General features: G+C 68.8%; 23 protein-coding genes. 8 read left to right on the top strand and 15 right to left on the bottom strand.

Annotated features, from left to right (window positions below; genetic code table 11):
• Positions 1-282 precede the first annotated feature (282 nt).
• The gene (locus IP90_RS15820) at positions 283-3,084 is read left to right on the top strand and encodes a serine/threonine-protein kinase (protein ID WP_144900635.1); all 2,802 of its coding nucleotides are present in this window, start codon (positions 283-285) and stop codon (positions 3,082-3,084) included.
• A gap of 11 nt (positions 3,085-3,095) precedes the next feature.
• On the opposite strand, the gene IP90_RS15815 is transcribed toward IP90_RS15820, so the two are convergent.
• The gene (locus IP90_RS15815) at positions 3,096-3,728 is read right to left on the bottom strand and encodes a thymidine kinase (RefSeq protein WP_144900634.1); all 633 of its coding nucleotides are present in this window, start codon (positions 3,726-3,728) and stop codon (positions 3,096-3,098) included.
• 137 nt (positions 3,729-3,865) lie between these two features.
• Here IP90_RS15815 and IP90_RS15810 point away from each other — a divergent pair, with 137 nt between their 5' ends.
• The 3 genes from IP90_RS15810 (at position 3,866) to IP90_RS15800 (ending at position 8,618) form a co-directional block, all read left to right on the top strand.
• Positions 3,866-5,884 (top strand): UvrD-helicase domain-containing protein, encoded by a 2,019-nt coding sequence (locus IP90_RS15810; RefSeq protein WP_144900633.1) that lies wholly within the window; start codon positions 3,866-3,868, stop codon positions 5,882-5,884.
• Positions 5,885-6,040: 156 nt separating this feature from the next.
• Positions 6,041-6,973: a 5'-nucleotidase, lipoprotein e(P4) family gene (locus IP90_RS15805; protein WP_144900632.1), complete on the top strand. Its 933-nt coding sequence runs from the start codon at positions 6,041-6,043 to the stop codon at positions 6,971-6,973.
• A 178-nt stretch (positions 6,974-7,151) separates the two neighbouring features.
• Positions 7,152-8,618, top strand: a complete 1,467-nt coding sequence (locus IP90_RS15800; protein ID WP_144900631.1) for a hypothetical protein — start codon at positions 7,152-7,154, stop codon at positions 8,616-8,618.
• 431 nt (positions 8,619-9,049) lie between these two features.
• On the opposite strand, the gene IP90_RS15795 is transcribed toward IP90_RS15800, so the two are convergent.
• The 14 genes from IP90_RS15795 to IP90_RS15730 form a co-directional block, all read right to left on the bottom strand.
• Positions 9,050-9,427 carry a hypothetical protein gene (locus IP90_RS15795; protein ID WP_144900630.1) on the bottom strand — a complete coding sequence of 126 codons (378 nt, stop codon included), beginning with the start codon at positions 9,425-9,427 and terminating at the stop codon, positions 9,050-9,052.
• Positions 9,428-9,576: 149 nt separating this feature from the next.
• The gene (locus IP90_RS15790; protein ID WP_144900629.1) at positions 9,577-10,587 is read right to left on the bottom strand and encodes a helix-turn-helix domain-containing protein; all 1,011 of its coding nucleotides are present in this window, start codon (positions 10,585-10,587) and stop codon (positions 9,577-9,579) included.
• 40 nt (positions 10,588-10,627) lie between these two features.
• On the bottom strand, positions 10,628-11,179 hold the full coding sequence (locus IP90_RS15785) for a hypothetical protein (RefSeq protein WP_144900628.1): 552 nt from the start codon (positions 11,177-11,179) through the stop codon (positions 10,628-10,630).
• A 71-nt stretch (positions 11,180-11,250) separates the two neighbouring features.
• Positions 11,251-11,961 (bottom strand): hypothetical protein, encoded by a 711-nt coding sequence (locus IP90_RS15780; RefSeq protein ID WP_144900627.1) that lies wholly within the window; start codon positions 11,959-11,961, stop codon positions 11,251-11,253.
• Positions 11,958-12,458 carry a hypothetical protein gene (locus IP90_RS15775; RefSeq protein WP_144900626.1) on the bottom strand — a complete coding sequence of 167 codons (501 nt, stop codon included), beginning with the start codon at positions 12,456-12,458 and terminating at the stop codon, positions 11,958-11,960. The genes IP90_RS15780 and IP90_RS15775 overlap by 4 nt, the downstream gene beginning before the upstream one ends.
• Before the next feature lie 112 nt (positions 12,459-12,570).
• A complete protein-coding gene (locus IP90_RS15770) occupies positions 12,571-13,905 on the bottom strand; it encodes a FliI/YscN family ATPase (protein ID WP_425477134.1) in 1,335 nt (444 codons plus the stop codon).
• Between the two features lie 26 nt (positions 13,906-13,931).
• A complete protein-coding gene (locus tag IP90_RS15765) occupies positions 13,932-14,618 on the bottom strand; it encodes a FliH/SctL family protein (protein WP_144900625.1) in 687 nt (228 codons plus the stop codon).
• 25 nt (positions 14,619-14,643) lie between these two features.
• Positions 14,644-15,267 carry a hypothetical protein gene (locus IP90_RS15760; protein ID WP_144900624.1) on the bottom strand — a complete coding sequence of 208 codons (624 nt, stop codon included), beginning with the start codon at positions 15,265-15,267 and terminating at the stop codon, positions 14,644-14,646.
• A gap of 37 nt (positions 15,268-15,304) precedes the next feature.
• Complete coding sequence (gene sctJ, locus IP90_RS15755; protein ID WP_144900623.1) at positions 15,305-16,099, bottom strand: type III secretion system inner membrane ring lipoprotein SctJ; 795 nt, start codon at positions 16,097-16,099, stop codon at positions 15,305-15,307.
• A 13-nt stretch (positions 16,100-16,112) separates the two neighbouring features.
• Complete coding sequence (locus IP90_RS15750) at positions 16,113-16,529, bottom strand: EscI/YscI/HrpB family type III secretion system inner rod protein (protein WP_144900622.1); 417 nt, start codon at positions 16,527-16,529, stop codon at positions 16,113-16,115.
• A gap of 81 nt (positions 16,530-16,610) precedes the next feature.
• Complete coding sequence (locus tag IP90_RS15745) at positions 16,611-16,946, bottom strand: hypothetical protein (RefSeq protein ID WP_199753516.1); 336 nt, start codon at positions 16,944-16,946, stop codon at positions 16,611-16,613.
• A 166-nt stretch (positions 16,947-17,112) separates the two neighbouring features.
• On the bottom strand, positions 17,113-18,417 hold the full coding sequence (gene sctD, locus IP90_RS15740) for a type III secretion system inner membrane ring subunit SctD (protein ID WP_158635385.1): 1,305 nt from the start codon (positions 18,415-18,417) through the stop codon (positions 17,113-17,115).
• A gap of 10 nt (positions 18,418-18,427) precedes the next feature.
• A complete protein-coding gene (gene sctV, locus IP90_RS15735) occupies positions 18,428-20,500 on the bottom strand; it encodes a type III secretion system export apparatus subunit SctV (RefSeq protein ID WP_144900620.1) in 2,073 nt (690 codons plus the stop codon).
• 408 nt (positions 20,501-20,908) lie between these two features.
• A complete protein-coding gene (locus tag IP90_RS15730; RefSeq protein WP_144900619.1) occupies positions 20,909-21,298 on the bottom strand; it encodes a FliO/MopB family protein in 390 nt (129 codons plus the stop codon).
• A gap of 134 nt (positions 21,299-21,432) precedes the next feature.
• On the opposite strand from IP90_RS15730, the gene IP90_RS15725 reads away from it, so the two are divergent.
• From IP90_RS15725 to IP90_RS16920, 4 genes are read left to right on the top strand one after another with little or no spacing between them, the layout of a single operon-like run.
• Positions 21,433-22,563: a sensor histidine kinase gene (locus IP90_RS15725; RefSeq protein ID WP_144900618.1), complete on the top strand. Its 1,131-nt coding sequence runs from the start codon at positions 21,433-21,435 to the stop codon at positions 22,561-22,563.
• Between the two features lie 36 nt (positions 22,564-22,599).
• Positions 22,600-23,202: a response regulator transcription factor gene (locus IP90_RS16925; RefSeq protein WP_144900617.1), complete on the top strand. Its 603-nt coding sequence runs from the start codon at positions 22,600-22,602 to the stop codon at positions 23,200-23,202.
• A complete protein-coding gene (sctQ, locus tag IP90_RS15715; RefSeq protein WP_144900616.1) occupies positions 23,195-24,295 on the top strand; it encodes a type III secretion system cytoplasmic ring protein SctQ in 1,101 nt (366 codons plus the stop codon). The genes IP90_RS16925 and sctQ overlap by 8 nt, the downstream gene beginning before the upstream one ends.
• Positions 24,296-24,298: 3 nt before the next feature.
• Positions 24,299-25,267 (top strand): EscR/YscR/HrcR family type III secretion system export apparatus protein, encoded by a 969-nt coding sequence (locus IP90_RS16920; protein ID WP_277874226.1) that lies wholly within the window; start codon positions 24,299-24,301, stop codon positions 25,265-25,267.
• Positions 25,268-25,288 lie beyond the last annotated feature (21 nt).

The following is a 25,288-nucleotide window of genomic DNA, read 5'->3' as shown; positions in this document are numbered from 1 at the left end:
GGGCCAAGAGAAAGTAACCAAAGAGAAGGCCCTTCCCCGACAAATCAATCCGGCCAGTGGGATAGTGGCTCGCGATTTTCCGAGTCGGCATCCTGCCTCCATCGGAAAACGGCGGCCATCCATGGCCGCCGCCCTACGGGTCTAGGTAGCTACGCAGCTGAAAAGCAAAAGCAACAAATCTCGAAGCACATTTTCTCCGCCCTTTGCTTTTCAAAGAGACGAGTGAAACGCAAACCACAGGACGCATGCGTTCATTCGTCCCACAGCGATTGCAGCTGACCCATGGACCTCGAACGCTGGCAACGCCTGTCGCCGCTGCTCGACGCCCTGTTCGAGCTGGAGCCAGCCGAGCGCGAGCGGCACCTGGCCGAACTGCGCCAGACGCAGCCGGATCTTGCCGCCGAACTCGAGGAACTGATCGCGCTGGAACACGGCAGCGAGGACTTCCTGTCCGAGCCGGTCGTGTCGCTGGCGCCGAGCGCGCGCACCGGTGCGATGGTCGGGCCGTATCGGCTCGAACTGCTGCTCGGCGAAGGCGGCATGGGCCAGGTCTGGCAGGCCGCGCGCGCCGACGGTCTGTACCAGCGCCGCGTCGCACTGAAGCTGCTGCGCCCCGGCCTGGCCGATCCCAACCTGCGCCTGCGCTTCACTCGTGAACGCCAGATCCTGGCGCGGCTGGAGCATCCGCATATTGCGCGCCTGCTCGATGCCGGCATCAGCAACGATAGCCAGCCGTACCTGGCGCTGGAATACGTCGAAGGACAACCGATCACCGACTACTGTCGCAGCCGCGCGGTGCCGCTGGAAACACGGCTGGCGTTGTTCCAGCAGATCTGCGAGGCGGTCAGCCATGCACATGCCAACCTGATCGTGCATCGCGACCTGAAGCCGTCCAACATCATGGTGACGCCGGGCGGCGAGGTGCGCCTGCTCGATTTCGGCATTGCCAAGCTGCTCGACACCGGCAACAAGACCGTCGAGCGCACCCGCACCGGCGTGCGCGCGTTCACCCTGCACTACGCGGCGCCGGAACAGGTGCGCGGCGAACCGGTCACCACCATGACCGACGTGTATTCGCTCGGCGTGGTGCTGTACGAACTGCTCACCGACGCCAAGCCCTATCGGCTCAAGCGCCAGACCGATGCCGAGTGGGAAGAAGCGATCGTCGCGCGCGATCCGCAGCGTCCGTCGCAGGCATTGCTGCGCAACACCGACACCTCGACGCTGCACGATGCGGCCGGCCTGCGCCGGCGCGCGCGAGCGCTGGCCGGCGACCTCGACAACATCACGCTGAAGGCGCTGGCCAAGCGGCCCGAGCAGCGTTATCCGTCGGTGGAAGCGCTGGCACTGGACCTGCAGCGCTACCAGACCGGCCGTCCGGTGCAGGCGCGCCCGCAAAGCGTGAGCTACCGCGTGCGCAAATACGTGCAGCGCCATCGCTGGGCGCTGGCCACGGCGTTGGTCGTGGCGACGGTACTGCTTGGCGCGCTGGGCATTGTCGCCTGGCAGGCGCGCGAAGCCGTGCGCGAGGCGGCGCGCGCGCAGGCGATGCAGGATTTCGTGATCGGCCTGATCGAAAGCGCCGGCGTCGCCGCCGATGGCAAGCCTCTCGACGTGATGGCCTTGCTGAAGGCGGCCGAAGAGCGCGGCGAGCGCGGCCTGTCGCGCGAACCGCATGCGCGTGCCGAAGTGCTGGGCGTGATCGCGCGCATCCACATCGGACTGGGCAACTATCGCCCGGCGTTGTCGGTGCTGCAGCGGCAGACCGCGATGATCGCGTCGATGCCCGATCCGCCTTCCTCGCTGCGGCTGCAGGCCGCCGCGCAGACCGGGCGCGCGCAGCGCCTGCTCGGCGAAGCGCGCAACTGCATCGCCACCATGCAACCGCTGCTGGAAGTGGCGCGGCGCGAACAGGTGCAGCTGGCCTCGCAGGCGGCGGACTTCTACTCGCAGCTGGGCCGCTGCCGGCGCGATATCGGAGAACTGCGCAGCGCACGCGTGCTCTACGAACGTTCGCTGGCGTTGCGCCGCGATCCGCTCGGCGACCAGGTCGGCGTGGTCGACAACCTGGTCGACCTGGCGGCATTACATTCCGACGCCGGCCAGCCGGAGCCGGCGCTGCAGGGCTTTCGCGATGCCTTGACGCAACTGCGCGCCATCGATGGCGCCAAGGATCCGCTGGCGATCGACATCCTGCACAACATCGGCGTGGTGCAGCGCGAGCTGGGCGATGCCGATGCCGCGGGCCAGACCCTGGCCGAGGCACTGGCGCTGGCGACGCGGCAGCTGGGCGCGCAGCATCCATCCACGCTGCTGGTGCGCCGGCAGCTGGCCGGCGTGCATCTCGACCAGGGCCGCCTGCGCGAAGCGGCGCGCGAGTTGCGCGACGTGCAACAGCTGCTGATCGCGCGTCTCGGCCCCGACCACAGCGACATCGGCGCGCTGTGGAACGCGCGCGGCATCGTCGCCTGGGAACGCGGCGACGCGGCAGCGGCGTTGACGGCGCTGCGCCAGGCGACCCGGGTCTGGCGCCTGCCCGGCGGCGAGGAGCTGCTGCCGGAAGGACTGTCCCACTATGCGATGGTGCTGCACGGCGCCGGACGCGACAACGACGCACTGCGCGCGCTCGATGAAGCGCGCCGCCTGCGCGTGGCGCGGTCCGGCACGCTGCATCCGCAGGTCGGCGACATCGATCGCCAGGTCGGCGAATCGCTGGCGGCGCTCGGTCGCGACGTGGAGGCGCGGTTGCGCCTGAACCAGGCCGTCAACCTGCTGCGCGATGCCGATGCGACCCTTTTGGCACGCGCGCAACTGGCACTGGGCCGACTGCAGGCGCGCGGCGACGAATTCGCGTCGGCGATGCAACGGTTCGAGACGATCAGCCAGCTCGACGGCACCGGCGCAGAACAGCGTGCCTTGCGCTGGCGCGCGCGCGCCTATGCGGCCGAGGCACTGTGCCGTCGCGACGAAGTCGCGCTGGGCCGCGGCGAACTGGACACGCTGGCAGGCGAACTGACGGCCGCCTTGCCCGAAGGCGGCGCGCTGCCGCGCGAAGTCGGCCGGATCCGCAGCGCCTGTCGCTGAAGCCCGGAGGATTACAACGGCAGTGGCGGCTGCAGCGGCAGCGGACTACCTTCGACCGTGCTTTCGCCGCGCATGACCTTCTTGTACTCGGCGCGCGATACTGACAGGTAACGCTCGTTGCCGCCGATCTGCACCTGCGGCCCGGCCTGCACGGCGCGCCCCTGCTCGTCGACGCGCACCGTCATCGTCGCCTTCTTGCCGCTGTGGCAGATGGTCTTGATCTCGGTCAGTTCATCGGCCCAGGCCAGCAGGTACTGGCTGCCCTCGAACAGTTCACCGCGGAAATCGGTGCGCAAGCCATAGCACAGCACCGGGATCCGCAGCGCATCGACCACTTCGCTGAGCTGCCAGACCTGCGCCCTGCTGAGGAACTGCGCCTCGTCGACCAGCACGCAGTCGAGCTTGCCGTGCGTGGCGATGTCGTCGCGCACGCGTCGCTCCAGATCATCCTCGCGACCAAAGGCGACGCCCTGCGCCTGCAAGCCGATGCGCGAAGCGACCGTGCCGCTGCCGGCGCGATCGTCCAGCGCCGGCGTCAGGATCAGCACGCGCATGCCGCGCTCGCGGTAGTTGTGCGCGCTCTGCAGCAGGGTAGTGGTCTTGCCGGCATTCATTGCCGAGTAATAGAAATAGAGTTTGGCCATTGGGGAGCCGTGATGGGTGATTCGTGATTGGCAGGCGCGACAGCGGATCGCCGGCAACGATTGTATGATCCTTACAGCCGCCGGCACCTGCCGGCGGCTTTTTTCGAACCACGAAATCACCAATCACGGCTTTCCGGATGCACGGCCTCAACCCCCAACAGAACGCCGCAGTCGCGCATTGCGACGGCCCAATGCTGGTGCTGGCCGGCGCCGGCAGCGGCAAGACGCGCGTGATCGTGGAGAAGATCGCCTACCTGATCTCTTCGGGCCGCTATCCGGCCAAGCGCATCGCCGCGATCACCTTCACCAACAAGTCGGCCAAGGAAATGCGCGAGCGCGTGGTTCGACGGGCTCACCATGAGCGGGGGCGACGGGCCGAAGGCGAACAAGATTTTGAGGGTCTGACCATCTGCACCTTCCACGCGCTGGGACTGAAGCTGCTGCAGATCGAGCATGCGAAGGTGGGCCTGAAGCGTGGCTTCTCGATCTTCGATGCCGACGACACCGCCGCGCAGTTGAAGGACCTGCTGCCCGGCGCCAAGCCCGATGCGGTGCAGGCCGCGCAGCAGCTGATCTCGCGCGCCAAGAACGGCGGGCTGTCGCCGCAGCAGGCGCTGGAAGCGGCGCAGTCCACGCGCGAGCGCGAGGCCGCGGTGCTGTACGGCAAGTACCAGGCGCGGCTGTCGGCCTTCAATGCGGTCGATTTCGACGACTTGATCCGGTTGCCGGTGGAACTGCTGGAAAACGACGAGGAAGCCGCGCTGGCCTGGCGCGAACGCATCGGCTACCTGCTGGTCGACGAATGCCAGGACACCAACGACGCGCAGTACCGCCTGCTGAAGGCGCTGGCCGGGCCGAAAGGCAACTTCACCTGCGTCGGCGACGACGACCAGAGCATCTACGCCTGGCGCGGCGCCAACCCGGAGAACCTGTCGCAGCTGGCGCAGGACTATCCGGCGCTGAAGATCGTGAAACTCGAGCAGAATTACCGCTGCAGCAACCGCGTGCTACGCGCGGCCAATGCGCTGATCGCCAACAATCCGCACGAACATCCCAAGACGCTGTGGAGCGCGCAGGCCGATGGCGAGCGTATCCGCGTCTGGGAATGCCGCGACAGCGCGCACGAAGCCGAACGCGTCGCCGCGGAGATCCATTTCCTTGGCACCGCGCGCAAGGTGGAATGGAGCGAGTTCTGCATCCTGTTCCGCGGCAACTTCCAGTCGCGCGTACTGGAAAAAGCGCTGCAGCTGCTGCGCGTGCCCTATCACCTGTCTGGTGGCACCGCCTTCCTCGATCGCGGCGAAGTGAAGGATGCGCTGTCGTGGCTGCGCCTGATCGCCAATCCCGAGGACGACTCCGCGTTCCTGCGTGCGGTGCAGTCGCCCAAGCGCGAAGTCGGCGCGACCACGCTGGCCAAGCTGGCCGAACTGGCGCAGCACGCGCACCTGCCGCTGTCGCGTGCCGCCGAATCGATCGGCCTGCTCAAGCAGCTGCCGGCGCGTTCGGCCAATGCGCTGAGTGGCTTCACCGACATCGTCCGCCATCTGCGCGGCGAAGCCACGCGGCTGCCGCCGGCCGAGCTGGTGCGCCAGCTCAACGAACGCTCCGGACTGCTCGCCGCGCTGCGCGCGCAGTGCAAGAACGAACAGATGTTCGTGATTCGCCGTGGCAATCTCGACGAGCTCGCGGAATGGTTCGAAGGCGGCCCGTCTGGGCGCAGCCGCGGCAGTGGTGCCGCGGAACTCGCCGCGCAGCTCGCCCTGCTCACCCATGCCGACAAGAACGACGCCGGCAACCAGGTACGGCTGATGAGCATGCACGCGGCGAAGGGGTTGGAATTCCGCTACGTGTTCATCGTCGGCGTCGAGGACGGCACCCTGCCGCACGAGGCCAGCATCGACGAAGGCCGCCTCGACGAGGAGCGCCGGCTGCTCTACGTCGGCATCACCCGCGCCAAGGAACAGCTGTGGCTGTCGCATTCGCGCGAAGCGCAGAAATGGGGCAGCAAGCTGCGGCTGCAGCCGAGCCGCTTCCTCGACGAACTGCCGGCGGCGGAACTGCAACGCGACGGCGCCGACCCGGTCGCCGACGCCGCGCGCAAGCAAGAGCGCGCGAGCGCGGGCTTCGCCGCGATCAAGGCCTTGCTGGAGACTTGAGCGCGACGCTGTGCTTGTGAAGGCCTCCCGCCTTGGACCGTTGACCCCCGTTGAAATCCCGCGACCGCAATCGCCCACGACCGCGATGACCGGGAGGCCCGATCGGTACGACACGATCCGGCATTGCGCTTCGCTACACTCGCGCCTTCCAGACCCATGGAGCGCACGATGCGTTCGTTGCTGACCCTGTCGCTGCTCGCGCTTGCGCTCGCTGCCTGCAAACCGACTTCATTCACCGCACCCGACGCGGCGATGCCTGCCGGCAAGCCCGCCGCTGCAACCGTCGAAAAGGATGCGGCGGGCACACCGCCCGCCGATGACAACCTCAACGCCGTGCTGTGGGTGCAGGCCTCGGCCGAATACCGGGCCGCCAGCGAAACCGTATACCGCGCCGCCGCCGACAAGCTCGACATCGCGCTGCGCGAGAAGCACTGGGACGCGCTGGTGCCGGGCGAACGCGACAATGCCGGCCAGACCGCCGGGCTCAAGCCGGCGGTGGTCATGGATGTCGACGAGACCGTACTCGACAACTCGCCCTACCAGGCGCGGCTGGTCCGTGACGGCAAGGAGTTCGACGAGGTCAGCTGGGATCAGTGGGTCGCCGAGAAACGCGCCAGGGCCGTGCCGGGCGTGGTCGACTTCGCCCGCGCCGCGAGCGCGAAAGGCATCACCATCCTGTACCTGTCCAACCGCGCCGTGCACCTGAAGGACGCGACCATCGCCAACCTCGAGGCCGTCGGCATGCCGGTCGCCAACGACGACGTGTTCCTGGGGTTGGGTACCGTGGTCGAGGGCTGCGAACAGCACGGCAGCGAGAAGAACTGCCGGCGCCGGCTGGCCGGACAGCAGTACCGGGTGCTGATGCAGTTCGGCGACCAGCTCGGCGATTTCGTGCAGATCGTCGCCAATACCCCGGCCGATCGCGCCGCGCTGGTCGACGAATACGGCGACTGGTTCGGCGAACGCTGGTGGATGCTGCCCAACCCCACCTACGGCAGCTGGGAGCCGGCCCTGTTCAACAATGCCTGGGACCAGCCGCGCGAAGCCCGGCGCCGCAGCAAGCACGCCGCCCTGGAATTGGCCCGGTAGGCACAGACCGGCCCCACGGACCGAGTTCGAGCCCCCCGCCTCTCCTTGGCGCCACGGCTTCGAACCTAGGGTCAGGACTAGGGTGACGCCCGCGCGCCAGGCGACTAGCCTGCCGGTAGCGTGTGCGCATTGCGCCTGCGCGACAGGGGCCTGCCTACGTCATTGAAGGATGAGTGCCATGTCCACGCCGCTTTCCCACCTCAGCCAGCTGCTCGGGGGCCTGCACAATCGCCACGAGCAGTTCGTGCGCCAGGACCCGCTGATGGACCAGCTGCTGGACGGTCCGGACGACAGCGAAACCGCCAACGATCCGCACCAGGCACGACTGGCGGCGGAACGTCGCGCCAGCGAAGGCCAAGGCGACGGCAACCCACTGCGCCACGACGGCGACGGCACGCGGGGCGAAGGGCCGCGCGGCGACGGCGCGCGTAACGACGGCGCCCGCGGCGATCACGGTCGCGGCGATGGCGTACGCGGAGACGGCAGCCGCAATGACGGCGCGCGCGGCGACATCGCCCGCGGCGAGCATCACCCGCGCGGTGACGGCCCACGCGGCGAAGGACCGCGTGGCGAGGGACCGCCGCGCTGGGGCCACGTCGACGGACACGGCCAACACTCGCGGCCCGGCCAGGCGAACAATGCCCCATCGCCGACGAACACCTCCTCCACCGGCGCGCCGACCTATCAGGGACCAGGCAATTCGCTGCTGGGATCGGCCACGTCGGTGGCCTCGCAGCTGGTCGCCAACACCCTGGGCGCCGGCGCCGCGAACGTCGCCCAGCAACTGGCCAATACCCTGGGCGCACCATTGGGCACGGCCGCGGCCAGCGCCGCCAATCTCGCCGATCGTGCCGCGATGATGGCGCAGAACGCGCTCCACAATGCCGCGAGTGCGCCGAGCAGCCTCGCCGCCACCAACACGCTGCCGGCCGCGACGACGGCACCGCTGCCGGCGGCCGCGACTTCGCCCCTCAACCCGCAAGCCGCCTTGCCCGCTGCCGCACGGGCGGACGCGATGCCTGCCCCGCAGCGCGCCGACCAGTCCGCCACGATCCAGCGCAACGCGTCGATGCCGGCCAGTTCGCCGCCACCGGCAGCACCCGCCGCGGCCGCCGTCGCCACCCAGGCCACGATCAGCGCGGTACCGCTGGCCGCGGTACCGCTGGCCGTACCACCCTCGCAATCCCCGCCAGTCGATGGTCGTCCTTCGTTGACGGCCGCCGGCGACCGCGGCCCGGGCCAGGCGCGCGCGGACCTGCCGACGTTGCCGCCGGGTCATACCGCCGAGGGCACGTCGCCACGACGCGCGGTCCGCGACCGCGACGGGCTGCTGCCGATCAAGCTGTCGCAATGGCTGGCCGCACTGGGCCTGGGCCTCGACCCGAAAGCCGGGCGACCACAGGACGCGGACGCCGAGGGGCAGGGCCTTGAGGGCAGCGTCGCGCTGCAGTGGCTGTTCTGGGCCTTGGCCATCGTCGGCTACGGCTGCCTGGCGGTGGCGCTGGTGGTGCTGCTGCCAGGCGGCGAGGGCTTCCTCGACGAGACCCGCAACCCGGCCGGCACCTACGCGCTGATCGTCGGCCTGCCGACCTCGCTCGGGGCTTGGTGGCTGGCGCGCAGGATGGCGCGTACGCAGGCTGGCTGACGGCCCGCAGGACAGCACCGCGGCGGCGTCACTGGCTCGGAGCGCATTCGCTGGCAGAGTGTGCAGCGATCGACTTTGACGCTCAATGCTGTCGCCGCCACGCGAGCATCGGTTGCAACGGCAGTTGTCATTTTTTGAAGCAGCCGACGGCCGGCTCATACGGCTAAGCGCGCTCGGATTTTCAGGCGCCGAATCCATTTCTTCGGCTTCTTCTGCGTCATCTCCCACGTACGGTCATCCCAAGCGAAGCGAGGGATCTGCTTCTTGCGGCCACATCGTTCAAACAGCTCCCTCGCTTCGCTCGGGATGGCGGTAAAAAGGCCGACTTGCCGCAGCGCGCTCCAAGCCATTGAACATCGCGATGATTCTGGTTGGCGCAAAAAAGAAACGGCCCCGAAAGGGGCCGTTTCCGTATCGCAGGTGACCTGGGCTCAGGTCTTGCGCGCCAGCGTGGTGCTGGCCTCGCCCAGCGCCTTGATGGCGGTGGCGAAGGCGTTGGAGCTCATGCTGAGTTCCTGGCTGGCCGCCTGGAACTGCGCGTTCAGCGCCTGGCCTACCGCGGCCAGCTTGGCGTCCTTGGCCTTGTCGGAATCGCTGGTGCCGCCGGTCATGTCGCTGGCGTTCTTGGCGATCGCGTCGCTCAGCGCGACCACGCGAGCGGCCTGCAGGCCCATCGCCTTGCCCATCGCCTTGGCGATGGCGGACATCCAGCCGCCGCCGACGCTGGCCTTGTCGGCGATGTCGTCGATCACCGCTTCGGTGGATTTGACGATGTTCTTTACATCGAGAAGGACTGAGTCGTATGCCATTTCCAATCTCCTGAAAAATTCCCTGGGGGTTCGCAATCCGGACTACAACCGTTCACCGCTGACGCATGTACCGATGAATCTTGCTGGATTCGATCTTGTGCCCACACCGCGGCCATGACCATTAGGGCCTACCCTAAGCACCGCAACTCTTAACCACCCCCGGTTGCACCTGCGGCCGGCGCAGGCCGCTGCAGCACGTCGACGGGGCTTAGGCCCTGATTCGGATAACCTTGGTGGCAGCGGCCGTCCGCGTTGTAGCGGCGCAACCAGTCACCGAACTTCGCCTGCACGTCCGCCATCGACTGGTCCCGGTCGCGGAACGCCTCGCGGGCGAAGCCGGCCTTCACCGCTTCGTGGAAACGTTGCGTGTGGCCGTTGATGGCCGCGGGCCGCTCGTGGACGATGCCGTTGAGCATCAGGAACAACTCGTAGGGGTGCGAAGGCCCGCCGCAGAATTCGCGGCCGCCGCTGGTCTGGAGGACGCGCGGCGTCAGCCCGCGACCTTCGAAGAACGGCAACGCCTGCCCGAACAGCACCGTAATCGCCGCTTCAGCGCGCTTGGAGTTGTGCAGCAGGGCGAACGCGTACTGGCTGAAGGTGTCCACCACGCCATGCAGGTAGAGCCTGCCGACACCACGCAGCTGGCCGACCAGCATCGTGTCCTGGCTCAACGACTCCCCCGGCCGCGACGGCGCGTTGCCGCGCTCGCGGAACGCGGGGTTGCAGCGCTCGACGAAGGCCATCTGCTCGGCGCTGGGCGCCAGGCCTTCGGCAATGCGCTGCTGCAGGGCCAGGCAACGCTCGGCGCGGCTGCCCAAGCCGAGTTTCCCGAGGTGCTTCTGGATCGTCACCCCGGACACGAGCAGGCCTTCGTCGCGCAACAACTGCTCCAGGCGGTTGCAGCCAGCGCCCGGATGGGCCAGCGCCAACGCTGCGGTGCGCTCGATGACCTGCGCGGGGGTCATGCCCGGATGCGTGCGCGCGATCGGCGGCAGGTTGCGGAGCCCGTCCGGGCCATGGCGATCGTGGCGGCGCCGGTACTGGTAGTACTGCGTGCGCGTCACGCCGCTGCGGCGACACGCCTCGGCGACGTTGCCCAGCGACTGCGCCAATTCAAGCAGCGCCAGGCGCTGCCGGACCTCGAGGTGCTCGTCGTTCATTGGCCGATGCGGAACGCGATGGACGGACGATCCGCAGCCGCTAGCGCCGCCGTCTGCGCGCTGCCGCGCCGAGGCCCAATGGCGCGGCCGGCAACGATGACGATGGCGTCGGTGACGCCGCCGGTGCCTGCTGCGCGGCCAGCCATTCCGCCGCTTTCTCGGGCCCGTCCTGCGCCACGCGCCGGGCGTGTTCGGTGGCCCGACGCACCGCGTCGCCCTCCAGCACGCCGACCGTCTCCTGCAGCTGCCGCAGCAGCGTGTCCTGTTCGGCCGGATCGATCATCTGCTCTTCGGCCATGGTGCGCACGGCCTGCGCAAAACTGCGCTGCAGCTCCTCGACGTCCGGCGGCCCCAGCTGTGTCGGCGCATTGTCCAGAGCATCCCTGAACTGGCGGATGATGCTGTCGCGGTCCTCGGCGTTCAGCGCCGATTCCTCGCGCAACGCGGATTCGAAGTCGTCGATCAACTGCTGGCGGTCGTGGCTGCCGCTGGCGGCTGGCCGTGGCGCGTCGGCCAGCATCGTCGCACCAGGCAACGGCTTGGGCTGGAACGTGGCGGCGGATCGTGGCTGGCGCCTGGGAGGACGTTGCATCGTGGACACTCTCCGGGTGTGGAAGGGATTCGTGTTGCGGCGGGTGATCCGTCGAGCCGTTGCGCGACCGGTCAACCCTGGTAATGCGGATCGATGGTCAGTTCGCCGAGATTGCTGGCGGCGAAACGCCGGGTCAGCTCCGGTGCGGCCTGGCGGATCGCGTCGTAGCTGTCGCGCGAACGCACGTCGGCGCGCAGCAGCCAGCCGTTGCTGGTGCGGGTGAGCAGCAGGTCGGTGCCGGGCAGGGTTGCATCGGCCATGCGCAGCAGCACCTGGCCGTCGCTGTCCTTCAGTGCGCCGTCGCTGGCGGCCAGTTGCTGCACGTGGCGCTGGATCAGTTCGGCGAAGGCCTGCGGATTGACCGGCGGCGGTGGCGCCGCCGGCGCGGGCGTGCCGTCGCGCAGCGCCATCTGCGCCTGCCACATCGCCGAGGCGTCCGCCGGCGTCTGCGAGTTCGCCGACAGGCCGAAGTCATCGCTGCGGCGCAAAGCGCGTTCGTCGACACCGTTCGACAGCGCCTGCCGCGATGCGGCCAGCGCGTCGTCGGCCGATTGCGCGGCCAGCTGGGCATCGACCGCCTGCCCGGCATGGCGCGCATCGGCCAGCTGCTCCTGCATCGGCGGCGGCGTGCCGCCTTCGCGCTGCTGCATCAGCGTGCGGAACTTGTCCACCTGCTCCGGTGGCGGCGGCTCGCGCAAGCGATCCGCGCGCAGGCGCGCGTCGATCTCGCGTTGCTGCGTCGATTGCGTTTCGTGTGCCGATCGGCTCCGGTCCACGCTCATGGTCCACCTCCATTATCGCCCGCCGTCAGCGGGCGCACCGTCAACAGGTCCGCATTCGCGGCTTCTTCAAGGCGCAGTTCCTGCGCCAGCATTTCGCTGCGCCAGACCGCCTTGCGTTTCTCCAGCGCGTCCTGCCGGGCCTTGGCGCGGAAGAAAGCCTCGCGCGCCTCGCGCAGCGCGTTGTCCGCTTCGCGCAGTTTTTCCTGTGCCTGCTTCAGCCGTTCACGCGCTGCCACGGCCTGCAGCCCGAGCAGCTCGATATGCGCCTCGCGCTGGGCCAGCACCGACGACCAGTCGACGCCCGGCGGCGGCGGATCGAGCAGACGCTGCCGCTGTTCGCCTTTCTCGGCGTCCAGCATGGCGATCTCTTCTTCGATCCGGGTGCAGGCCAGCTCGCACTGCTGCCGCTCGCGCTGTCGCTGCAGCACCAGCTGCCGCGCCTTTTCCAAGCGGTGTTCGCGCAGCTGGATCAGCTGCTGCAGCGGGAAGCGTTTCATGAGAGCCGGGAAGCGGGAATCGGGAATCGGGAATCGAAAAAGCGGGAAGCGGAATCACGACGTCGCTGCGGCTTTGCCGATTCCCGATTCCCGATTCCCGACTCCCGGCTGTTCATGCGAACAACCTCCGCAGCCCCTCGGAAGACTGTGCGAAGCCGACCAGCTCGGTAGCCGGCTGGCGCAACAGGTTGCGGATCGGTTCGATCTTCTCGATGGCGATGTCGGCTTCGCGGTCGCTGCCGCGCTTGTATTCGCCCAGTTGCAGCAGCAGTTCGATGTCCTGGTACTTGGCCAGGTACTTGCGCAGCTGGCCGGCGGCGCGCAGGTGCGCCTCGTCGACCACGCGCGGCATGGTGCGGCTGAGGCTGGTCAGCACGTCGATCGCCGGATAGTGATAGGCCGCCGCGAGCCGCCGCGACAGCACGATGTGGCCGTCCAGGATCGAACGTACTTCCTCGACGATCGGATCGCCGCCGTCTTCGTCCTCGGCCAGCACGGTGTAGAACGCGGTGATCGAGCCATGCGCGTTGTTGCCGGCGCGCTCGAACAGTCGCGGCAGGGCGCTGAACACCGATGGCGGATAGCCGCGCCGTGCCGGTGGCTCGCCGACCGCCAGGCCGACGTCGCGCAGCGCGCGCGCGAAGCGCGTCACCGAATCCAGCAGCAGCAGCACGCGCTTGCCGCGGTCGCGGAAGTGCTCGGCGATCGCGGTCGCCACCCAGGCGGCGCGGCTGCGTTCCAGCGCGGGACGGTCGGACGTGGCCACCACGATCACCGACTTCGCCAGACCTTCGGCGCCGAGGTTGTCGTGGATGAATTCGTTGACCTCGCGGCCGCGTTCGCCGACCAGCGCGATTACGTTGACGTCGGATTCACCGCCGCGCGCCAGCATGCCCAGCAGCGTGCTCTTGCCGCCGCCGGCGACGGCGAAGATGCCGATGCGCTGGCCGACGCCGGCGGTCATGGTCGCGTCGATCGCACGCACGCCGGTCGAGAACGGACGCTCGATCAGCTTGCGCGACAGCGGATTGGGCGAAGCGGCGTAGATCGGCGCGTCGACCGTCACGCCGAGCGGGCCCTTGCCGTCGATCGGTTCGCCGTGCGCGTCGAGGATGCGGCCGAGCAGGCCATCGCCGGCGCGCACCGCGGCCTGCTTGCCAGTGCCGATCACTTCAGTGGTGTGGGAGATGCCGTCGAGCGCGCCCAGCGGCGTCAGCAGCGTGTGCTGGCGCGATACGCCGACCACTTCCGCGGCCAGCCTGAAATCCGGATCGCCGACGCCGCGCGGATTGCGCAGTTCGCACAGCTCGCCGATGGTGGCCTTGAGGCCGGTGGCGCGGATCAGCGTGCCGTAGGCCTCGGCAACGCGGCCGACGCGTTCGATGCCATGGATCGCGCCGAGCGCGCCCAGCAGGGGATCGTCCGGCGCGGCCTTGGCGGCGTCCAGGTCGAGACCGAACGTCTGCGACATGCTCATGTCGCCTCCGGCACCTTGAGGTCGACGCCGGCCAGCGCCGCGCGGATCGCCTCGATCTGCTGCGCGATGCCGGCGCGCACTTCGCCGGCTTCCGACACCACCACGCAGCTCAGCGCGTCGAGGCTTTCGTCATCGACCAGTTCGATCACCCCGACCGCCGGATGCGCCTGGCGCACCGCGCCCAGGCCGGCTTTGACTTTTTCGCGCACCGACGGGTGCACACGGATCAGCAGGAACTGCTCGGCCTGCGCGGCTTCGACCGCGCGCATCACCAGCGGCGGCATCACTTCGCCCGGATCGAAACCCGGCGCGATCCGCGCGACGATCGCGCAGGCCAGTTCGGCGACGCGGCTGCCGGCTTCGCCGAGCACGCGCGCGCGGCGCTCGTTGAGCGCGGCCAACTGCACGGCCATCTGCTGTTGCGCTTTTGCGAACCCTTCGGCGAAGCCGGCGACGTGACCCTGCTCACGTGCCTGCGCGATTTCGGTGCCGGCCTGTTCGTACAGCGCGTTGACGCGCGCCAGCAGCGCATCGAGTTCTTCCAGCCGGCGCCAGTCCTGCGCCGATACCACCGTGGCGGCCAGCGCGCGCTCGAACTGGCGGCGCTCGAACACCGCGACCGCGCCGCTGCCGGCGGCGGGCGTGGCAGCGGGTCGGGACTTCAGGGTGGATTCGGCGGGCATATGGCTTCCGGACGACGATCCGCGCTCAATGCGCGGCGCGGCGCGACTGGTGGTGGGTGTAGACGCGCAGCAGCGGTTTTTCCGGCAGGTGCGCCGGATCGGACACGGCGTCGCCGGGCTGCAACAGCCGTGCCCATTCGCCGAGGGCGGGGTCGTGGCTGCGCGCCCATTCGTCGAGTTCGGCGCGCCCCTGGCGATCGAGCAGCGCGTACAGCGCGGTGTTGTCGTCGCCGCTGGCGTCGCTGGTCAGGGCCTGCGCAAGTCCGGTCGCCAGCCGCTGGCTTGTGGCCGGATCGACGCGCCCGTTCCATACCGTGTTGTCCAGCGCCAGCAGATAGCTGTTGCCCAATGCCTGCTTGAGCCGGCGCACCGGCTCGCGCCGCACTTCGGCGCGGATCGCTGGCGCGAACGCCAGCGCGCCGAGGTCACGGGTCAACGCCGCCACGCCAGCGCGCGGCCAGCGCAGGACCACGCCGATCGGACCGTCGCCGGGCGCCGGCGCCAGCAACGTGGCCGCGGCTGCTTTGGCGAGCCAGCGCGCCAGCAGCCGGCGTCCAAGGCGGCTACCGTTGGCGCGCGACAGCAGCTCCGGTTCGAGTCCGCCGTGCCAGCCCGGATCGATCTCGGCCAGCAGCACCTGAAGGGCCATTCCCCGTTCCGCCACGGCGCGCTGCGTCATGCCGGCCTCAGCCGTTCCAGACGCCGCGCTGCGGTTGTGCGGTCGCTGCCGCATCGCGGTTGCGCAGGCGGCCCAGCAACGCGACCAGCAATGCGATCAGCAAAGCCGCACCGACGGCGATGCCGATCGCCAGCGGGCTCATCGACGACAACGCCGGGGTGATGCCGGTCGAACGCGGCTTCACGTCGACCCCGGCCGGCGGCGACATGGAGATGAACTTCACCGTCACCTTGTTGACGTCGTCCAGTCCCTGCACGCCATCCTTCACGGTGACCTTGATCGCCGTCTCGGTATCGCGCAGGTCGGCGCCGGGACGCTCGAAGATCATCACCGACGCCGAGGACACCTTCTCGGTGCCGCCGAGCGGATCGCGCTCGGGCAGCGCGATATGCACGCGCGCATCGACCACGCCGGGGATCTGCGACAGCGTGCGCGCGATCTCCTGCTCGAGGCTGCACTGGTAGCGCGCGCGCTCCTCGATCGCCGAGGAGGCGAAGCCTTCCTTCTTGAACACCTCGCACATCGACGCGTAACGCGCGCGCGGCAGGCCGCGATCGTGCAGCACCTGCATGGCCTGCGGGAACTCGTTGCGGCCGACCCGTACTTCCCAGCCTTTCTTGTTGGGCGACGGCGCCTTCTCGGCGCCGATGCCGGCGCCCTGCAACGCCGCCGTCACTTCGTTGGCCTGCTGCTCGTCCAGATCGCTGTACAACGCGGAACCGTTGCAGCCGGCCAGCAACAAGCCGGCGATGGCCGCCAGTGCGGCCAGGCGCAGCGATTTGAAGCCTGTCGGCCTGTTCATGCCTGTCTCCCGGTTACGACTGCTGACGGAACAGTTGCGTGATGCCGTCGGACGTGCGGTTGGCCACGTTCGAGGTCAGCTCGGCCTGGAACAGGAACTGATGGCAGCGCATGGTCATCTGCATCATCTCGCCCGGGGTCAGGTCGGCCGCATTGGCGGTCATGGTCTGCGACATCGCGTTGATGTTGTCGGCGCCACCGTTGAGGTGCTCAAGCGCGGCGAGCACCGCGCGCGTGCCTTCCGACGGCTGCGTCGCCACGCTGGCGACGACCTGCTGCGGGCCGGCGGCCTGCGACGCACCGCCGGTGCGTTCGAGCGCGGCGGCGAACTCGCGCACGTCGTAGGCGGATGCCTGCGGCGACTGCACCGGACTGGCGGCGGACGCGGCCTGACTGGCGTCCATGGCGGCGACTTGTATGGCTTCGATCATGTCGATCTCCTGTTACGCAAATGACGGGTTGCGCATTTCGCAGCCGCGATGGCTCTCGCGGCGCACGAATCGCGAACGGCGTTACTGGCGCTTGCCCAGCGTTTCCAGTGCCTGGCCGACCGCGTTCTGCGAGGTCGCGGCGTTGTTGGACATGAATTGCATGCGCAGGCTTTCGGCGGTCAGCTGGATCATCACCGAGGGCTGGTCCTGGCCGGCACCGACCATGTCCGACAGCTGGGTGATGCGGGCAGCCTGCGAATCCAGCGTCTGGCCCCAGGCGCGCGACATCGCTTCGTACCAGCTGTTGGCGCTGCTGCCGGACACGCTGCCGCGACTGGTACCGCTGCTCACGCCCAGCGCATTGGCGCCGGTGATGTAGGTGTTCAACAGATGGCCGCTGACGTTGGCGTTGCTCATGGTGTTTCTCCTTCTGTAAGTGGGCCTGCAGTAAGTGAACGTGCTGTAAGTGAGCGTGTTGCAAATGAACGTGTTGAAGTGAGCGCGGCGATCGCCGCCAGAACTACCGATGAAGCCGTGGAACCCGACTGCGTGTCGCGGATGCGTGCTGCGTCTGTCATGCCGGTCACATCCGCTGCGCCGGCTTGGCGGTGGAAGGCTTGGCCTTGGCGACCTGCGGTGCCGGCGCGGCGGTCGCGGGCGCAGCCGGTGCGGCGCTGACGTTGCCGGTCGCAGTGGGTTTCGCGGCGACCGTCGTGGCCGCTGCGTCGGCGGGTGCCGGCGGCGTCTCCGCGGCCGGCGGCGGCGCCAGCTGCACGCGCTGCAGCTGGCCGGCGCTGTCCAGCGCCGAGGCGTATTCGCTGCCGATGCCGATCAGGGTCGAGCCGTCGGGCAGTTTCTCGCCGATGCCGAACTTGCTGCCGTCGGAACCGAGCACGTGCGGCTCCTTGCCGCGCACCACCGACACCAGGCTCACCGCCGGTTTCGCCGCTTCCTTCTTCGCGCTGGGCGCGGCGACGGTCTGGAACGGATCGATAGGCTCGTAGTTGCGCGGCACGATCCGCCGGACGCCGTCGACCTCGACCATGGCGCGCGACTTGACCGCCTTCTCCAGCGCGCCACCGTCCTCGAAATTGCCGCTGACCTCGACATCGCCGTTGCCCAGATAGCGGGTGCGCGTGGCGAAGCCCTGCGTGCGCAGGATGTCCTGCACGTCGTTGGCGATGTCCTCGCCGGTGCGCAGGTCGAGGCTGGCGCTGATGCCGTCCTTCTGCAGGCGCACGCGGATGCGGTCGCGGGTGGCGGCGTCCTTGACCGTGCCCGACAGCACCTGGATGCCGTTGGCGTCGACCGAGGCGCGGCCGTCGGCGATGCCGAATTCGGGAATCAGCCGCGCCAGCGAATCGCTCGGCTGCGGCGCGGGATCGTGGCGCGGCATGACCGCGGCCAGGATCGCCACCGACATCAGCGACAGCACCGCGAACGCGGCGACTGCCGGCAGGCGTTTCATGTACGGCGCTGGCGCCGGTGCCGCGCGGCGGCCATCGTGCATGGGCAGCAACGAGGCCCAGCCGGGATCGTCGGAAGCGCCGATCGCGAACGCGGCCTGGCCCAGTTCGATGCGCTGCAGCGTGGCCAGTTCGACCGGGTCGCCGGGATGCAGCGGCTGGCCACCGATGCGCAGCGGCGCGTCCAGCGCGCGTACCGAGCAGCTGCCGCCGTGCAGGCCGATCAGCGCGTGGTGCGGCGCCACGCCCGGGTCGGACAACACGATGTCGCAGTCGTCGCCGCTGCCGACCAGGATCATCTCCTTTTCCGCCAGGTCGCGACTGGCGCCGACATGCAGGCCGGACAGGATGCGCAACGCGTGCGTGCCGGCGTTGGCGGCCGGCGTCGGCTGGGGAGCTTGCGGGGGCGGGCTCTGGGTCATGGGGGTTGCCTCAGGCATTGATCTGGCCGGCCTGCATGATCCGCAGATCGGGGGCGAGCTCCTGGTAGGAGAGCACCGGCAGATCGAAGAAATCTATTTCCATCAGCTTGCGCAGGTGCCTGCGCACGTCGAGTGAACACAGCAGCACCGGGCGCACGGCCTCGGCCTGGCGCGCAAGATGCGTACGCACTTCGCCGCCGAGCCGCGCCGCCAGTTCCGGCGAGATCGCCAGCTGACTGGCGCCGCCGGCCACGCGCACCGACTGGCGCAGCCGGTCCTCGAGCTCCGGATGGATCATCAGCACGTGCAGGGTGCGTTCCGGATCCGCGTAACGGTCGGCGATCTCGCGCTTCAGGGCGACGCGCACGTATTCGGTCAGCAGCACCACGTCCTTCTCGCGACCGCCGACATCGGTGATCGCCTCGAACGCATCGCGCAGGTTGCGCACCGGCACGCCTTCCTCGGCCAGCCGCCGCAGCACGTCGGCGACGCGCTGCGGCGCGACCACGCGCAGCATTTCCTTGACCAGGTCCGGATAGTCGCGCTGCATGCGGGTGAACAGGTGCGAGGTTTCCTGGATGCCGATGAAGCTGCCAAGGCGGCGCTGCAGCGCACTGCTGCAATGCGTCGACACGGTTTCCAGCGCATCGCGGGTGTCGGCCGCCGGCTCCCGGACCCATTCGCCGGCCAGCGGCGGAAAGAAGCCGGCCAGCTTCGGCGCACTGCTGTCGGCGGTCCGGGCCGGGCGGAAATGCGCGTCATCGCGCACGCGCCCGAACGCGATCCGCGCGCCGAACGCGCTGAGCCGGTATTCGCCCGGCTCGCGCAGGCCCGGATCGACGTGCAGCGTCGGCAGCGGCACCGGCACGCCGTATTCCTCGCGCAGGCGCTGCACGACTTCGGTGATGCGCGCACGCAGCGCCGCATCGCCGACCTGCAGCGCCAGCGACGGCGACACATCCAGCTGCAACGGCGCCGGCGGCGCCAGGTCGTCGACCTCGACCGCCTTCTGGCCGGTCGGCAGTTCGCCTTCCGGCACGCGGAATGCGCGGCGCAGCAGCACCGAGCCATGCCGGTAGCGCCACGCGGCGATCGTCAACAGCGCTATGCCGAGTAGGCCGAACACCACCTTCGGGAATCCCGGCACGAACACCATCGCCAGCGCCACGCAGCCGGTGATCAGCAGCACCCGCGGCTCGCCGGAAATCTGCCGCGAGATCGCCTCGCCCAGGTGCCGGTCGTCCTCTTCGCCCGCGGTGCGGGTCACCACCAGGCCGGCCGAGATCGCCGCCAGGATCGCCGGGATCTGCGAGACCAGGCCGTCGCCGATGGTCAGGATGCTGTAGGTATGCGTGGCGTCGGCCAGCGACATGTCGCGCTGCAGGACGCCGATCGCCAGGCCGCCGAGCAGGTTGATGATGATGATGACGATGCCGGCGATGGCGTCGCCCTTGACGAACTTCATCGCACCGTCGAGCGAACCGTGCAGCTGGCTTTCCACTTCCAGCAGGCGGCGCTTGCGACGCGCCTCGTCCTTGTCGATCAGGCCCGAGCGCAGGTCCGAGTCGATCGACAGCTGCTTGCCGGGCATCGCGTCCAGGGTGAAGCGCGCGGCGACTTCGGCGACGCGCTCGGCGCCCTTGGCCACGACGATGAACTGCACCACGGTGATGATCAGGAACACCACCAGACCGACCACCAGGTTGCCACCGGCCACGAGGTTGCCGAAGGTGTCGATGATGTGCCCGGCCTCGGCCTCGAGCAGGATCGAACGCGTGATCGCGATCGACAGCGACAGCCGGAACAGCGTAGTCAGCAGCAGCACGCTGGGGAAACTCGAGAACGCCACCGGCGTCGGGATGTAGATCGCCAACAGCAGCAGGCCGAAGCCGATCGCGATGTTGAACGCCACCAGCGTGTCGATGATCGCCATCGGCAGCGGCAGGATCATCAGCGTGATGATGGTGACCGCCGCGAACGCCAGCACCACGTCGCTGTAACCGCCACGCCTGCGCACGGCGCCGGCCGGCGCTGCGGTGAGCGCGCCGAACAGATCTCGGAAAGGCTTGAGCCTTGCTTCCATGTGCAACTATCCGCCGGGGGACGGGCGCTGGAGTATGCCTTGCGTACGACAGAACGCAAATACGCGGCGTGCAGTGCGCGGGTGCCTGCACGTCACGGTGATGGAGTTGGCGCGGTCCCCGGATGCGCTGTCGCGCACCGATTCGGAGAACTGTCGCATGGCGCTGACCTCATCCGTTTCGAGAGGCACCATAGCACGTGGTTTGCGCGGTTTTTCAAGCGCCGCATCGGCCGACAGATGAATGGGCCCGGGCGCATTCATCGCTGTTTTTGTTTCAAATGAAAGTTTCAATCAGCCGGCGCCATTGCGTGGCCGCATCGCATGTAAATGTTTTGTGATATTGCGACGACGCGCAATGTTTCAGCACTGTCGCCCAGTTGTCACATGACCAACGTGCGCTTGAAGCGATCAGCTCTTCACATTTTCCGCAGGCGGTGCGATATCGTCAGGCTGCAACTGCGTGATCAGGCTCAAGGATTGCGCGCCGACGCCCACCGCGAACACGCGGCCGGCACGGGTACGCACCAGCACGATGCGTTCGCGCGGACCGACCGGCAGCACCTGCACGATCGACAGTGATGCGTCGCGGCCGGTGATCCCGTAACGTCGCCGGGCGAAATGCAGCACCACGAACAGGCCGACGACGACCGCGGCCAGCGGCAGCACGATCGCCAGCAGTTCGCCAGCGAAGGAAGGTTTCGTCGCGGTCGCGGCCGGTGCCGTCGCCCAGGCGAGACCGGTCCAGGCAAGACAGGCAATGCCCGGGAGTACTCTGCGGAAGATGAAGGAAGAGGTCATGGCGGACGGCGGCGGCGGAAGAGGGGCGTGTCACGGCGCTGACGCCGTGCTCGACTACCGTAGCAGGGCGCCGACAAAGGGCAAGCGCTGCCCGCGCACGCGCGCGACGACGGCGTCGACCACGGGAGTGTGCGATGCGTGAGGCGCAATCCTCGGGCGATGTGGCCACGCGCGCGTCGCGCGGCGTGGCCGGCAGGAGCCGGTCATCCCGGGCCACGGCGGACAGCGCCGCGTTGAGTGCCGTGCTGGAGGCGGTGCCTTTCGCCTGCGCCGCGTATGCGCGCGACGACGGCAGCCTGGTGGTGGCCAACCGCCGCTTCCACGACGAGTTCGGCGCGCTGCCGGAGCACGCGCAACGCGCGCGGCTGCTGCAGAGCCTGCATGGCGGCGACGTTGCCGACGCCGAACCGGCCGAAGTGCATGCGCCGCACAGCGCACGCTGGTACGCGCTGCACTGGCGCGACACCGCGCATGCCGGCCGCGAACTGGCGCTGCTGACCGCGGTCGACATCAGCGAGCGCATCGAGACCCTGGACACGCACAAGACCCAGCAGGAAAAACTGCTGTTCACCTCGCGCCTGATGTCGGTCGGCGAGATGGCGGCGACGCTCGCGCACGAGTTGAACCAGCCGCTGGCGGCGATCGTGAACTACCTCAACGGCAGCCTGCGCCTGGTCGACCAGGCCGGCGGGCCGGTGCAGGTCGAACGCGCGTTGCGCGCCGCGCGCGCGCAGGCCGAACACGCCAGCGCGGTGATCGCGCGCGTGCGCGAGTTCGTGCGCGCCCGCGAACCGCGGCGCGATGCGCATGAACTGCCGGCGCTGGCCGCCACCGTGCTGGAACTGCTGCGGCTGGAAGCCGAGCGCCTGCAGCTGCGCATCGACCTGGCGCTGGCGCCGGCGCTGCCGGCGGTATACGCCGACCGGGTGATGGTCGAGCAGGTGCTGCTGAACCTGGTCAAGAACGCGATCGAGGCGATGCGCGAGGTGCCGGCGAAGCGGCGCGAACTGCGCATCGAAGGCCGCGTCAATCTCGACGGCGAAATCGAAGTGCGCGTCTGCGACCGCGGTCACGGTCTCAGCGCCGCCGATCAGGATCAACTGTTCTCGCCGTTCTTCACCACCAAGACCGATGGCCTCGGCATCGGCCTGGCGATCTGCCGCTCGATCATCGAATACCACGAAGGCCGCCTGTTCTTCGAACCGCGCGACGGCGGCGGCAGCGTATTCGGCTTCACCCTGCCGAGGGCCGAGGGAAGGGCCTAGCGCCCGACTCCGCCCGACTTCCGAAGGACATAACCGATGCCCGACCCCCGCGTGTATCTGGTCGACGACAACGATGGCTTCCGCGACTCCACCGCCTGGCTGCTGCAGACGGCCGGCTTCGAGACGCAGGCCTTCGCTTCCGGCGCCGAATTCATCGCCGCCTACAACGGCGATCGCCATGGCGACGTCGCCGAATGCCTGGTCTCGGATATCCGCATGCCGCAGATGAGCGGCCTGCAACTGCAGGACGAACTGCAGCGCCGCGGCTGCGCGCTGCCGCTGGTGTTCGTGACCGCGCACGGCGACGTGCCGCTGGCGGTGGAAGCGATGCGCAAGGGCGCGTCCAACTTCCTCGAAAAACCGTTCAGCGACGACGCGTTGATCGATGCGATCCGCACCGCCATCGCCAGCGCGCGCAACGGCGCCGGCAACGGTGCGCAGGGCGGACGCCTGGCGTCGTTGAGCCCGCGCGAACGCCAGGTGCTGGACCTGGTGGTGGCGAGCAAGCCGAACAAGATCATCGCCGACATCCTCGGCATCAGCATCAAGACGGTGGAGCTGCATCGCTCGAACATGATGAACAAACTCGGTGTACGCTCGCTGCCCGAACTGATGAAGGTGGCATTGGGCCATGGCTGAAACCGCCAGCAGGAAAGCCGGCGCCGCGAAGGCCACGCGCTCGCGCAACGAGCACGCCGTGACTGGGCTGCGCGGACGCATTCCCTCGCTGCTGCCGCTGCAGGCCGAGACGCTGCGTTATTTCTTCGCAGCGCCGGAACGCTGGCCGTTGCGCGACGGCGGCGTGCTGCGCTTCGCCGCCGGCAAGACCGAAGTGGCCGGCGAGTGGTTCGAGCTGGAAGCCGACGGCACGCGTCTGGGCCTGCACCTGCAATCACCCGAAGCGCCGCACGCCGACGACGTGCTGCATTGGAACGACTACAGCGGCCGTTCGCGCCTGCTGGCCTGGGCGCTGGCGCACGAACCGCAGCTGATCCGCCTCAGCGACGCGCTCGGCGTGTCGTTGCTGCCGGTGGAAGCCGGCGCGCGCGATGCCGAGACGCTGCTGCGCGATCCGGATATCTGGCTGGCGTTCTCGATCGAGGACGCCGGCGGCGCGATGACGCGCGGCACCTTGCGGCTGCCGGCATCGTGGATCGACCGCCTGCTCGATCGCGCCGAACAGGTCTACGACGACGACCCGCTGCCCGAACTGGGCCGCTGGCAACAGTTGCCGACGACGGTGGCGATCCGCATGCCCGGCCCGCCGCTGCGCGGCAGCGACTGGCGCGCGTTGCGCGCCGGCGACGTGATCGTGGTCGGCAACCGCAGCCGCATCCCGCGGCCGCAGGCCTGCGCTTCCGATCGACGCTGGCCGCTGGGCGGCAGTGCCGAGGGCTGGCGCATCGAAGGTCCATCCCAATTCGTTTCAGTGCTGCAGGAGAGTTCCGCGATGAACGACAACGAGGTCAACGCCGATACGGCAGAAGCCGGCAACGATGCCGGCGCGCAGCATCCCGCGCACAACCTGCCGGTGAACCTGGAATTCGAACTGGGCCAGGTGCAGATGAGCCTCGGCGAACTGGCCAACCTGCAGCCGGGCTACGTGTTCGCGTTGCCGGCGCAGCTGGAAGGCGCCAACGTCACCATCCGCGCCAACGGCCGCGTCACCGGACGCGGCGAGATGGTCGCGGTCGGCGACACCCTGGGCGTGCGCCTGCTGTCCTGGAGCTGAGGCATGGATTTCAGCACCTTCTCCCCGGCGCTGGTCCTCGTCACCGTCGTCAGCCTGGCGCTGGCGCCGTTCGTGGCGGTGATGGTGACTTCGTTCACCAAGATCGTGGTGGTGCTGAGCCTGCTGCGCAATGCGCTGGGACTACAGCAGGTGCCGCCGAACGTGGTGATCAATGGCCTTGCGATCGTGCTGTCGATCTACGTGATGTATCCGGTGCTGCTGGACACGCACGCCGCGGTCAATGCACGCATGGAAGGCAAGCCGATGCCGGCCTCGATCCAGGCCGACATCGACGCGCGTGCGCAGGCACGCGCCAAGGCTGCCGCCGCGGCCACGCCGTCATCGCCGGCCAAGCCGGCGACAACGCAGACCGCGATCGGCACCGCACCGGTGACGGCACCGGCCAGTCCGGCCGCGGCAGACGCGCTGCAGGCCGAAGCCGAGGCGCGCGGGCAGCAACCGGCCGCACCGCGCGATCCGTCATCGGCCGAAGACGCGGCGGCACCTGCGCCGGCCGAGGCGCCGCCACGCGAGACCACGGCCTCGGCGCCACCGCCTTTGCCCAAGGGCGGACGCATGGACACCGAACGCCTGCTGGCGCTGGTCGAGGCCGGCAAGGAACCGCTGCGCACGTTCCTGATCAATCATTCCAACGACGCCGAACGCGCGTTCTTCCTGAAGAGCGCGCAGCGGCTGCTGCCACCGGCACGCCGCGGGGAACTGAGCGTCGACGACTTCATCGTGGTGGTGCCGGCGTTCACCGTCAGCGAGCTGACCGCGGCGTTCCAGATCGGCTTCCTGATCTTCCTGCCGTTCCTGATCATCGACCTGGTGGTGGCCAACATCCTGCTGGCGCTGGGCATGATGATGATGTCGCCGACCACGGTGTCGCTACCGTTCAAGCTGCTGCTGTTCGTGCTGATCGACGGCTGGGCCAAGCTGGTGCACGGCCTGGTGCTGACGTATGGATGAGGGCCGGGAATCGGGAATGGG

This window comes from Luteimonas cucumeris, assembly GCF_007830035.1.
Taxonomy (GTDB): domain Bacteria; phylum Pseudomonadota; class Gammaproteobacteria; order Xanthomonadales; family Xanthomonadaceae; genus Luteimonas_C; species Luteimonas_C cucumeris.
The sequence above is the reverse complement of the archived record's forward strand: the minus strand, read 5'-3'. Positions and strand labels throughout refer to the sequence as shown.